The sequence below is a fragment of the Sediminitomix flava genome (genome assembly GCF_003149185.1).
GTDB classification, from domain to species: domain Bacteria; phylum Bacteroidota; class Bacteroidia; order Cytophagales; family Flammeovirgaceae; genus Sediminitomix; species Sediminitomix flava.
This window is the reverse complement of sequence record NZ_QGDO01000001.1, coordinates 103,779-116,738: the sequence shown is the minus strand read 5'-3', so window position 1 is coordinate 116,738 and position 12,960 is coordinate 103,779. Positions and strand designations below refer to the sequence as shown.

Here is a 12,960-nt window from a genome sequence, read left to right as displayed (position 1 = left end):
GTGCTTTTGGTTTTATAAGTTTTTGCGGTGCAAATTTATTGGAAAAAGAGGAGATCGAAAAAGTACTATTCTATTTTTGGATAAGTATTAAGTGAACATTCTTAAAACAGCGGCTTGTGCTGATTGTGTAGCCGTATGTACAAAGCCCCAATTGTTACCATTTGTATAAGCTTCTCCAGCAAAGAATACTTTATTAGCGAGTGGAGCTCCTAGCTTTTCTACTTTTCTGTAATCTTCATAATCGTAGACATAAGTTCCTTCTATAAAGGCTTCATTTGTCCAATTCTGCACTGTTATTTTAATGAAATTAGAAGAAGCTTTCTGCTCAAACATCTGATCCAATTCATTTAAAATATAGCGAGTTAGCTCTTCTTTATTTTTTGTTAGGTAGGGGCTAGAAGCTTCTCCGACCGCAAATAATCCTAAAATATGTTTGTCTGTGTTTTGTCCATATGAAGCATCGTAGTAAGCTATTTGACCCGATTTTTTAGGTCTAATTTTGAATTCAGTAAAGGCAGGGTAGAATTTTTCCGAAAACTCAATAAAGGCTTTCAAACCATCCCAAACCATGACCGTATCAAAAGCTTTCTGTTGTTCTTTTGGAAGAGGAGGTAGGAAATCAAGACTTCTGTTCTGCATCATTTTAACAGGGATTGTTACAATGACTTTATCACAATTGTATTCAGTTGTATCTGTTGTGATTTTTATTTTTTCAGAAGTATAATCGATAGTCTTTACAATTGTATTGAAGTGTGTATAGGCTGAAATTGAAGGGAGAATGTACTGTTCGAAGAAAGTGAGCCAAGAGCTATTGACGAATTTTTTGTCATTAAAAAATCCGATAATACCTGATCTGAGCTTTCTTTTTTTCCATGTTAAAGAACTCTCCAAAGGATTGTATCGAGTTGTTTCAATGTCGATTTTAACCTTAGGATTGTTGATAATTTCTTCAAAGATATTTGTATTCGTGCTAAGCCATTCAGCGCCAAGTGAAAGTGGGAAATCGGTGAAGTCTTCAAGCTTTTTCATTCGACCTCCATAAGTTGGCTTTGCTTCAAGGATCTTGAATGAAATACCCATTTGATTGAGTAAATAAGCAGCAGTCATGCCAGCAGCTCCAGCACCTATGATGATTACTTCTTGGGATGAGATACGAGAAGAGCCTTTGGAAAATATAGACTGAAAAGGGAGTGTTAAACCAAGTATTCCACAGATTTTAATAAACTCTTTTCGTGTCATATTTATTCCAAAGGCTCTAAATGATAACTGATGTTAGATGACATCAAATCAGGTTTTTTGTTTCTTTTTCTTGGCCGCAGGGAATAATATGTTGTTCAGAATTAGACGATAACCAGGCGAGTTTGGATGAAGGTTTAAGTCTGTAGGTTCTTCACCTACATGGTGCATATAATCTTCAGGGTCATGACCGCCATAGAATGTCCAAGTTCCTTTTCCGTAAGTTCCGTGAATATATCTTGCCTCATTCAAAGATTTATTTTCCCCCATGATGATGACTTCTGGCTTTACAAGTCTTTTCTTGTAGGCAGTAGTCTGCCCCATAAAACCCTTGATAACGTGCTTGTGATTCTGAGTCAACATCGTTGGAATAGGATCCCATTTTGCCGAAAACTTGAATAAGGTAAAGAAATCATTTGCCTCTGTTAAACCTCTTTCCCTGTATTGCTGATCAATATCAGAATACTCATATACCATCGGGTTTTGGTAGAGTTTGAATTTATGAAAGGCAAAAGTTTTTGAGTAATCAAGTCTTTCTTGTGCATCAGAAAATGGAGGATCTCCATCAAAAACTTCGTGACAGATATCGACTCCTGCTGCAGCTAGAGCAATATCATAGGTGTCAGTAGCAGAGCACATTGCAAATAGAAAGCCACCACCAGCACAGAAGTCTCTAATTTTTTGAGCTACTCCAAGTTTTAATTGAGAAACCTTATCGTATCCGTGTTTTTTCGCAGAAGCTTCATAAGTTTTTTGTTGCTCTTTGTACCAAGCTTGATGTCTGAATGCTCTATAGAATTTACCATATTGCCCAGTGAAATCTTCATGATGGAGGTGGAGCCAGTCGTATTGAGGTAGGTCATCTTCTAACACTTCATCATCAAAAACAATGTCATAAGGTATTTCTGCATAAGTCAAAACGAGCGTAACGGCATCGTCCCAAGGTTGCTTATTGGGTGGAGAATAGACTGCAATTTTAGGTGCTACCTCAAGTTTCATGATATCCATATTCGATTCAGCATGGCTGATCATAGTTTTGATTTCTCGAACTTGAGCACTCGAAATTACTTCATAAGAAACATCTCTGATGACAAGTTCATTTTCAAAATCTTGCAAATAAGGAATCAAGAAACTTCCACCTCTATAATTAAGAAACCATTCGGCTTCTACTTCCTTTTCCAAAATCCAATAAGCGATGCCATATGCTTTCAAATGGTTCTCTTGGCTGTCATCCATCGGAATGAGGATATGTGCAGCTTGTAGCGTTCCACAAAGAAAAATAGCAAGTATAGATAAAAGTATCTTTTTCATTTTATTCCAACTACAACGGTCTAGATCACAAAAGATTTCTACTATAATAAGTAAAAAAATGACATTATTTAAAGGAATATTCAGCTTCTATTGGAAAATGGTCTGACCATTTTATATGATTTAGTGTTTTGAAGTCATGAATTTTAAGCCCTTCACTAAAAAACTGTTGATCGATTCTGAAAAATAGGAGATTATCTTTATTCAATGTAAAGCCAAAACCTTGTCCTTTTTTTTCAAATGAAGAGGATAAGTTTTGATTTAATAAACGTCCACTGTAGGCGTGAGGTACATCGTTTAAATCTCCACAGAGAATTACAGGGTAAGGACTATTCTGAACATGATCGACAATTTCCTGTATTTGAATGACTCTCTTTTGGTATCGATCGGTGAAGCTTTGCCAGAAAGCAATAAACACTTTAGGTTCCAAAAGCTTCGAAGGGAATTTTTCTCCGAGAGACTCAAGGTGAATATTATAAACTCTAACTTTATTGTCTCTAATTTTTATATCAGCATAAATAGCTCCATTGGTTTGTCTCGAACTACTGATAGGAACAATTCCCCGATCAACAATCTCAAATTTTGAGAAGATAGCCAAACCAAATTCATGATCGACATGATTTTTCAAAAAGGCATGTGTATGTGAAAAATAGGAACTATCCTCAAAGGCTTTTGTGATTCTTAAATATTCTCTTTCGGCATCTTTAGCATTAAAATATTCTTGAAAACACTTAATCTGAGCAGGATGTTCAATCCCAAAGGAAAGTGCACCCTTGATATTTTCATCTTCATTTCCGCTCAGGTGTTTATAGATATTAAACACTCTCGTATTATAACTCAAGACTTTGATGAAATCTGGATTATTCTCAGAAAATAAAGTCCAAGAAAATACGCCTTGCAAGAAGGGAATAGATAAAATAACGGTAAGAAGAGCTAGGAAGACAGTTTTCCACTTTCTTTTAAGGACAAAGTAAAATATATAGGGTAGTAAGGAAAAGCTCAGAAATGGCATGATATAATTTAATGCAATTCCAAACTCGTTTAAATCAGGAAATAATTTATCCCAAATGATAAAGGCTAAAAGTAAAATAGGTAAAGCATATCTTAGAATTGACTTCATAAAAATGAATTCGTATGATTTTCAGATTCAAGTTGAGTAATAAAAGTACCGAATATTGCCTTAGTAATGAATTGTATAGTTTATCATTTCTTTTTTCAATTCAAATACTGTTTGAGCTTTTTAGTGAGAGAAAGTAGCTGTTCTGAGCGTAAGAATTCGCTAAAACTTTCAATTTGGTGTGTGGGTAAGTGTTTATATTTCAATACTTTTTGAGAAGCTAAGAAGAAAATTGACTTTGAAAGAACTTTTTCTGAAAAAATAAAAAGGGCAAGTTTGGCGTTCGTTAACAATTGCTATATTTGTATTGATATTAGTAAATATTTAAAGCTTTGCATTAAATATTTCTTTTCATAGCTGGTTGAAAGAATCACAATGGGAGGTTAAAAAACCTCCCTTGTGTATTCATTTTTTTATTTAGTCTCTTCTAATTTCCACTCCAAAATTTTATCCGCAATATCTCTATTGTTAGCCAGACGAGGAACCTTGTTTTGTCCTCCAAGCTTGCCAATAGATTTCATATATTGTTGGAATGCGTCTTTTTGAAGCGGCGTGATTACAGCGTTTCGAGTGATCGAACCTACAATCAAATCTTTGTAATACCCGTTCAACTCACTCAATTTTTCATCAATAGCTTTCCCAAACTTATCCAAGTCATTTGGGAGTTGTTCAAACGAAACAAGCCACTCGTGATAAGGTAAACCTTCAGTTGGGTTTACTTGAGGTGCTACAGAAAATTCAGTGATTTTTACTTCAGGACAAACGCTCAAAGCATGATTCATTGCTTTCTCAACTTCCTCTCCAATTACGTGCTCTCCAAATGCAGAGATGTAATGTTTGATTCGTCCACTTACAACTAATCGGTAAGGGTCTTTTGAAACAAATTTGACCGTATCGCCAATTGAATACCCCCAAAGTCCTGCATTTGAATTAAGAATTAGAGCGTAGTTTTTGCCCAGTTCAACATCTTTAATACTCAGACGAGTCGGGTTATCAGAACCGTATTCTTCTACAGGTACGAATTCAAAGAAAATACCAGAATTTAATTGTATTAGAAGTCCGTCTTCTTTTTGAGAATCTTGGAACGCAATGAAACCTTCAGAAGCTGGGTAAGTCTCAATAGAATCAACTTTTTTACCGATTGAGTCAAATAACTTTTCTCTATAAGGCGCGAAATTTACTCCACCATACATGAACAGAGAGAAGTTAGGGAATAGGTCAGCTATTTTCTTACCAGATTTTTCTTCCAATTGGTCAAAATACATCTGAACCCATGGTGGAATACCAGAGATAAATGACATTGATTCATCGAAAGTTTCTCTAACGATATTGTCTAGTTTATCTTCCCAATCCTCGATGCAGTTTGTTTCGTAAGTAGGTACTTGGTTCTTTTTGAGGTAAGAAGGAACCATATGATTTGAAATACCCGAAAGTCTACCTGTAAGTATTCCTCCAACTTTATCAAGTACAGGACTTCCCGAAAGGAAAATCATTTTATGATCTAAAAATTCAGCATTTCCTGTTTCTGCAATGTAATTCAACATTGCGTTTTTTGCAGAATTAATATGATTAGGGATAGAGTCTTTGGTAATAGGAATGTATTTCATCCCTGAAGTAGTACCAGATGTTTTTGCCAAATAAGTCGGTTTTCCTTTCCACAAAACATCACTTTCTCCCGCAATAATTCGATCTATATAAGGTCTTAAATCTTCATAATCACGAATAGGGACATGCTTTTTGAAGTCTTCATAATTTTTGATCTCATTGAAGTTGTGATCTTTACCGAAAGCGGTATGTTCAGCACCCGAAATCAAAGACTTAAAAACATCATCCTGAGCCTTAACTGGCTGCTTAGCCCATTTATTCTGTTGTTTAACAGTGTATTTAGCAAGGGGCTTACTTAATATAGATTTCAATCCCATAATGGCTATTGATTGTGATCTGAATCCAAAAAAAATTAATCAATAAGAACAAATATAAGATTTATCCACTTCAGAGGTAGAAAAGTATTATTTCTTTTCTATGAATTATAGTCTCAAGTGTGATAGGATAGCATAGGGTTATAAAATATTTGATTCATAATAAGTGAATGTAAATAACTTAGAGAAAAGCTCATTTAACTTCACGAATTTGAATTTTAGTTTCTTAGTCAAGATTGGGTGTACTTTTTTCTAAGATAAAATCTGATAACTTTTTAAACTTCTAAGTAAGTTGAATACTAGATTATTTACACCTGTTTTGATACCCAATTACAATTACGATGGACCTGATAAAACTCATTGAAGAAAAACGATTAGAAGATAGAAAACCTACTTATGCTCTTGCTGAAGAAATTGATTTAGTGGTTATCAAATTTGATGATCAGATTTCAGTTTTATATGGCAGATGTTTACATAGAGGTGCATTGATGTCTGATGGCTTTGTAGATGGCGAAAACTTAATTTGTGGAGTTCATAATTGGGATTATAGATTAGATACTGGAGTGAGTGCATACAATAATAAAGAAGCGCTTCATAAGTTTACTACGCATAAAAATGAAGGATTTGTATGTGTCGATCGCTCCGAAATATTAGCATTTGCTGAAAAACACCCTCAACCATTTAATCGTGAAGAGTATCAAGGACTTTATATGGATACTCATCCAGAGAATACGGAACCTTATACTGCTTATATAAAGGAATTGGCTAAAAATGGTTTATCAAATTTTGGTCATCATGGGCCATCAGCAAGTATGGGGGTAGATCGTAACCTTTTGCCCAAGTGGGAAAATATTCAGTTTCTTCCAGCTCAGTTATCTCGTAGACCATTATTGGATGAAGAATCTGTAGAAACTTCAGTAGTCATTGGAGCTAATGCGAAAAAACCTTTGAAGTTGGACCTTCCCTTTTTTGTTTCTGATATGAGTTTTGGAGCTCTTTCTCAAGAAGCTAAAGTTGCACTGTCAAAAGGAGCCGAGATGGCAGGAACAGGGATTTGTAGTGGGGAAGGAGGTATGTTGCCTGATGAACAAGCAAATAATTCAAGGTATTTCTATGAATTGGCTTCTGCCAAGTTTGGTTTTTCATGGGATAAAGTGAAAAAAGCACAAGCATTTCATTTCAAAGGAGGGCAAGGTGCAAAAACGGGAACAGGTGGACATTTACCAGGAAATAAAGTCTCTAAAGAAATAGCAGAAGTGAGAGGTCTTAAAGAAGGTGAAACAGCTATTTCTCCAGCTGCTTTTCCAGATTTAAAAACAGCTGAAGACTTTAAAGCTTTCGCTGAAGAAGTACGTAGCCAAACAGGAGGGATTCCTGTGGGGTTTAAAATAGCTGCAAGTAGGATCGAAGATGATATAGATTTTGCTCTTAAAGTCGGGGTAGACTACATTATTTTGGATGGAAGAGGAGGGGGGACAGGATCAGCACCCACCATTCTACGAGATAATATAAATGTACCAACAATTCCTGCACTTGCAAGAGCGAGAAGACATCTAGATAAATTAGGTCGGAAAGATATAACCTTAATTATCACAGGAGGATTAAGAGTTCCTGAAGATTTCGCTAAAGCAATGATGTTGGGGGCAGATGCGATTGCAGTTTCTAATGCCGCCTTACAAGCCATTGGTTGTTTGGGAATGCGAGCATGTGGAACAAATAATTGTCCTGTTGGGATTGCCACTCAAAAAGAAAATCTTAGAAGTAGATTAATCATTGAAAAGTCAGCTCAGCAATTAGCTAATTTCTTTAATGCTTCTTCAGAGTTAATGAAAGTTGTTGCGAGAAGTTGTGGTCATCATTCATTCAATCAGTTTAACTTTAGTGACCTTTCTACTCTTGATTATCAAACTCATTTGTTAACAGGGATAAAGTATGCAGGAGTACAATAAAACCGATGAATATATTCACCAACTGTCTCAAAGCATCGCGAAGTTCAACCGTAGTTATGTTCCAAAGAAAAGTGATGATAGCCATACAAATCTAGCTTTTGATTCTATAGGAATGCGTTTATTTGGAAGGTGGGTAGAAAGCAAAAAAGGTAGAGTGATGATGGTTTTGAACTTACTAGCTTTTGATTTTCAGCTCATAGATGATAAGTGGAATATTTTGATTAGGGTATCTATTGAAGGTAAAACTCAAATGGAGATTGAGCGGATTCTTCAATCTTTTATAGCTGATTTAGGGCTAAAATCAGAGGACTATATCAAAGGATTACATTTTCAAATCACAGCATATCCTTTTAAGAATAATGTATTTCCAGCTTTATCTGAGAAAGAAAAATTAGAATGGACTAAGAATCGAGCAATGGCAAATGAAGCATGTATGTTGTTGCTAAATCATTTACAGACTAATGGAGAAATCAGAATTTGGCCGCATCATTTTGATACAGGAATATATGTGACTCCAAATAAAAATATAGGTCTAGGTTTTGGTTTAGCTATGAAAGATTCTCTGTTTGAAGAATCTTACTTTTATTATTCAGCTTATGGTCTGAATGATTATGACTTAGACTATACCTTTTATAAGCCTTTGAAAGTAGGAGCGTGGAAAATAGAAGAGAATTGGAAAGGGGCGTATCTCACTTTAGCTGAAGCTGAACATTATATATTGCAAGAGTTTATTCAAGAAGTAAGCAATGTGTATTTAGGTCTTGAAAATTGAAGAAGGTAAGTGCTTGGAAAATAAAGAACCCTCAAACTAGAAGTCTGAGGGTTTGTGAGTTATGAAAAGTATTTGCGTTTGTCATTATCTTATATGTTCATCAAAGCACCGAATAAACTCAAGTTCTTTGATTTTTCTTTTACAACTAAAGTTGGAATACTCATATTGTGAAGGAGTACTTTTTCAGTAACACTACCTAAGAATGTAGCAGCTAAATCAGTACGACCTTTCGATCCAATAACGATGACATCAATATCTTCAACCAAAGCAATATTGTTGATGATTTTAGCCACAGAGTTATTCGGATCAAATTGGAATCTGCTCGATATTTTTACATCTTCAGATTCAAATTTATGGATAAACTGCTTATATTTTTTGATGCAGTTTTGTTTCATTATCGCGCCAAACTCTTCTTCAGATTTTCCTGAAGCATAGAATCCTTGCGGTAAACTGACCACATTCAAACAAAGTATTTCAGAACCTGTGCGTTGAGCATAAGCCATTGCACGGCTCATCGCAATTTCTGAAGTTTTTGAGAAATCTAGTGGTACAAGTATTTTTTTAGGGCTCACTGGAAGTTTTTCTGTTACAGCCAATACTGTACAGAGTGCTTTTCTAGTGATTCTTCGAGCTAATAATCCTGAACCATCGCTGATATTTTTCTTACCTACAAGAATACCATCAATGTCCATTTCACGGCTAATCCTCAAGATTTCCTGTAATGGTTCTCCTGCTACTACTTCTATTCCTACTTGTTCCGTGATTTCTCTTGTAACGGTTTTATAGAGTAAATCCTCTATTTTTTTATGTATCGATTCTTTTTTAGTAATGTGACCATTTTCATGAGGAACCATCTTATCTAGGTTTTTTCCTACATGTATAAGCACAATACGTTCAATATCCATTAGTCCATCAGCTACAGAAAATGCGTATCTGATCAAAGACTCATCCATCGGACTTAAATCGAGAGTTACGAGAAGAGAATTAGGTTGATGCATTGCCAATATCGGTTTTTTTTAGTTTCAAAAACACCTCAAACTTTTTTTAAAAAATTAAGTCAGTGGATAACTCAATACACAAAATTTGTAATTATTCACATTTGCATAAACATACTAACACGCTAATAGTGAAATGGTTTTGTTAAAATGTGATATTCTGTGAACCTTTTTTCGTTTATAAGGTGATAATGAGACTTCTATGTGTTATTTATTTTTGTAAAATAATTATATCTGAGAAAGAATTTCTCTAAAAAGTTGAATCAAATTTGGTTCCGCTTTTGCCGCAGCTTGAATAATATCCTGAATATTAACTTTATGCAGAGCACCTTCGTAACATAAATCGGTAATTACAGAGACAGCTAAAACAGGTAATCCCATTTGTACAGCCACAATAACTTCTGGTACCGTAGACATTCCAACAGCATCAGCCCCGATCATACTCAAAAATCTGTACTCCGCTCTGGTTTCAAGATTTGGCCCAGGAACTGAAACATAAACACCTTCTTTCAGATCAATCTCATTGTCTTTCGCCACTTTATGAGCGAGTTCAATGAATGACTTTGAATAAGGCTCAAACATATCTGGAAAACGATCTCCAAATTCGTTGATATTTCTACCTGTAAGTGGATTTTCATAACAAAGGTTGATATGATCTTCAATCACCATTAGGTCACTTTTTTGGAAAGATTTGTTCATTCCACCTGCAGCATTGGAAATAAATAGGTTCTGAATACCTAAAAACTTCATTACTCTTACAGGGAAAGTTACTTCTTTCATAGAATAGCCTTCATAATAATGGAATCGTCCTTGCATCACAATGACTTTTTTTCCACTGAGAGTACCTAGAATTAATTTCCCAGAATGAGTCTCTACCGTCGAAGTTGGGAAATGCGGTATATTGGCATAATCGATTGAGTGTTCAATGTCAATGTGATTAACCAATCCCCCTAATCCTGTTCCTAAAATGATACCTACTTCTGGGGTGCTATTATCTATTGCTTGAATATAGTTAACCGCTTCGTTTACTTTGTTTAGTATATCCTCCATACTTCGTAATTATTGATGGAAATCTGTTTTCAATTAACTCGAAATCTAGTTTAAAAGATAATGGTTTCAAAGGCAAAAAATAAAAAAACCGTTTCTTAGTGAAAAGAAACGGTTTATATCGTTTTACTTGAAGCGAGATTGAAGCATTTTCAGCTTTTCTTCCATTGAAAGATTGTCTGTATTTTCTTCTCTAGCTTCTTGTCGCTCCTGTCGATCTTGTCGTTTTTGTTTTTTACTTCTTGCAGGTCCGCTTCCTTCAGATTTCATTGAAAGTGCAATCCTGTTTCTGTTTAGGTCAACTTCAAGTACTCTAACCTCAACTTTCTGATGAACTTTAACCACTTTGTTAGGGTCATCTACAAATGAGTCTGAAAGCTCAGAAATATGAACTAAACCATCTTGGTGAACTCCAACATCCACGAAAGCGCCAAAGTTTGTAATGTTAGTCACAATACCTGGAAGCGTCATTCCGATTTTCAAGTCTTCAGGATGCTCAATTCCTTCCGCAAAAGAGAATGCTTCAAATTGCTCACGAGGGTCACGACCTGGTTTTGCTAATTCGTTTACAATATCTGTAAGTGTTGGAAGGCCTACTGTATCAGTAACGTAGTTTTGCAATTTGATTTGACCGCGTTTCTCATCGTTCTTCATCAAATCATCAACCGAACAGCCTAGATCTGCAGCCATTTTAGCTACAATGTCATAGCTTTCTGGGTGAACTGCACTTTTGTCTAGTGGGTTTTTAGCGTCTTGAATTCTCAAGAAACCTGCAGCTTGCTCAAACGCTTTTGGTCCTAAACGAGGTACTTTTTTAAGTTCAGCTCTTGTTTTGAAAGGACCGTTTTCGTTTCTGTAATTTACGATATTACCCGCAATGGTCGCTCCAAGTCCAGAAACGTAAGTCAGAAGTTCTTTACTTGCTGTATTTACCTCTACACCTACGGCATTCACACAACTGATTACGACATCATCCAATCCTTTTTTCAATGAAGTTTGGTCAACATCATGTTGGTATTGTCCCACACCAATAGATTTAGGATCAATTTTTACCAATTCAGCAAGAGGGTCAGTCAAACGACGACCAATAGAAACAGCTCCACGAACAGTTACATCATGATCTGGGAATTCGTTTCTTGCTACTTCAGAAGCAGAATAAACAGACGCACCACTTTCATTTACTACAATCACTTGGATTTTAGAAGGTAAACCTAAGCTTTTTACGAAAGCTTCTGTTTCACGGCTAGCCGTACCATTACCAATCGCAATTGCTTCTATATTATATTTATCGCATAAGTATGCAACTTCAGCTCCTGCTTTTGCTGTTTGCTTTTGAGGTTCGTTAGGGAATATTGCCGTGTTATAAAGTAGTTTTCCTTGTTTGTCCAAACATACCACTTTACAACCTGTACGGAATCCTGGGTCAATGGCTAAAACTGATTTTTGCCCAAGTGGAGCAGCTAATAGCAACTGACGAAGGTTTTCAGCAAATACATTAATTGCCTCTTCATCTGCTCTTTTTTTAGAAGAAAGACGAACCTCTGTTTCCATTGATGGTTTCATCAGACGTTTGTATGCATCACGAACGGCAAGTCTTACTTGATCTGAACCATGAACAAATCTGTCTTCTAATTTGAAAAGTGCATCACCTTCTTCAGGAGAACAGTTCAAAGAAATGATCATTTCTTTCTCAGCCCTTCTCATGGCTAGTACCCTGTGAGATGGTGCATTTTCAACACCTTCACTCCATTCAAAGTAGTCTTTGTATTTCTGACCTTCTTCTTCTTTACCAGGAATCACTTTTGCAGTGAAAACACCTTGTTTTTCGAATAGCTCACGAATCTCTTGACGAGACTCTTGGTCTTCGTTTATTTTTTCAGCGATGATATCTCTTGCACCAGCCATAGCTTGTTCGATATCTTCTACACCTTTTTCAGCATCAATAAATTTGGCAGCTTCAGCTTCTACATCAATATTTTGCTCATCAAAAATGATATCAGCTAAAGGTTCTAAGCCTTTTTCTCTAGCTACTTGTGCTTTTGTACGACGTTTTGGTTTGTAAGGAAGGTATAAATCTTCCAACTCAGCCATTGTTTCTGCTGCATCGATTTTTTTCTTAAGCTCATCAGTCAATTTGCCTTGCTCATCGATGGTACGCAAAATTGTTTCTCTACGCTTATCCATTTCACGTAGTTGCTCAATACGATCTCTGATTTGAGAAATTGCAACTTCGTCTAGAGAACCTGTTACTTCTTTACGGTAACGAGAAATAAAAGGAACGGTAGCTCCTTCATCTAATAACTTTACAGTAGCTTCCACTTGGCCTAGTCCTGCGCTAAGCTCTACTGCAATCCTTTTAATGTTGTTGTCCATAAATCAAAAATTGGATTATTGGTTTTTCCACTTAATGCTGGAAAAGCACATTTTTGAATCTAGCCTTTACAATCTTCTCGCCAATTCAAGAGAAAGTTGTAAAGATAAATATGAATTAATTGCTTTCTGCCGCCACAAAATTGCAAAGTACGAATCTATAAAAATAAAAAGATGTTCTAAGTAGAAAAAAAATCTGCAATTATGTTTTCATGATAAAAAGCGACAATATTTCTCATGAAATGCT

The 12,960-nt window shown here is 35.7% G+C and carries 9 protein-coding genes; 2 read left to right on the top strand and 7 right to left on the bottom strand.

Annotation, left to right across the window (positions count from 1 at the left end):
- Positions 1-87 precede the first annotated feature (87 nt).
- From BC781_RS00450 to BC781_RS00435, 4 genes are all read right to left on the bottom strand, one after another.
- Positions 88-1,239: a flavin monoamine oxidase family protein gene (locus tag BC781_RS00450; protein ID WP_109615282.1), complete on the bottom strand. Its 1,152-nt coding sequence runs from the start codon at positions 1,237-1,239 to the stop codon at positions 88-90.
- Between the two features lie 48 nt (positions 1,240-1,287).
- On the bottom strand, positions 1,288-2,547 hold the full coding sequence (locus tag BC781_RS00445) for an asparagine synthetase B (RefSeq protein WP_109615281.1): 1,260 nt from the start codon (positions 2,545-2,547) through the stop codon (positions 1,288-1,290).
- A gap of 64 nt (positions 2,548-2,611) precedes the next feature.
- Entirely contained in the window at positions 2,612-3,664 is a 1,053-nt protein-coding gene (locus BC781_RS00440; protein ID WP_109615280.1) for an endonuclease/exonuclease/phosphatase family protein, read from the bottom strand.
- Positions 3,665-4,074: 410 nt separating this feature from the next.
- Complete coding sequence (locus tag BC781_RS00435; protein ID WP_109615279.1) at positions 4,075-5,583, bottom strand: GH3 auxin-responsive promoter family protein; 1,509 nt, start codon at positions 5,581-5,583, stop codon at positions 4,075-4,077.
- Positions 5,584-5,921: 338 nt separating this feature from the next.
- On the opposite strand from BC781_RS00435, the gene BC781_RS00430 reads away from it, so the two are divergent.
- Together BC781_RS00430 and BC781_RS00425 are read left to right on the top strand one after the other, a co-directional pair.
- Complete coding sequence (locus tag BC781_RS00430) at positions 5,922-7,529, top strand: glutamate synthase-related protein (RefSeq protein WP_109615278.1); 1,608 nt, start codon at positions 5,922-5,924, stop codon at positions 7,527-7,529.
- The gene (locus tag BC781_RS00425) at positions 7,513-8,301 is read left to right on the top strand and encodes a hypothetical protein (protein WP_109615277.1); all 789 of its coding nucleotides are present in this window, start codon (positions 7,513-7,515) and stop codon (positions 8,299-8,301) included. The genes BC781_RS00430 and BC781_RS00425 overlap by 17 nt, the downstream gene beginning before the upstream one ends.
- A gap of 89 nt (positions 8,302-8,390) precedes the next feature.
- On the opposite strand, the gene BC781_RS00420 is transcribed toward BC781_RS00425, so the two are convergent.
- The 3 genes from BC781_RS00420 to BC781_RS00410 form a co-directional block, all read right to left on the bottom strand.
- Complete coding sequence (locus BC781_RS00420) at positions 8,391-9,299, bottom strand: universal stress protein (protein ID WP_109615276.1); 909 nt, start codon at positions 9,297-9,299, stop codon at positions 8,391-8,393.
- Between the two features lie 225 nt (positions 9,300-9,524).
- Entirely contained in the window at positions 9,525-10,346 is an 822-nt protein-coding gene (locus BC781_RS00415) for a purine-nucleoside phosphorylase (protein WP_109615275.1), read from the bottom strand.
- 123 nt (positions 10,347-10,469) lie between these two features.
- On the bottom strand, positions 10,470-12,716 hold the full coding sequence (locus BC781_RS00410) for a Tex family protein (protein ID WP_109615274.1): 2,247 nt from the start codon (positions 12,714-12,716) through the stop codon (positions 10,470-10,472).
- Positions 12,717-12,960: the final 244 nt, after the last annotated feature.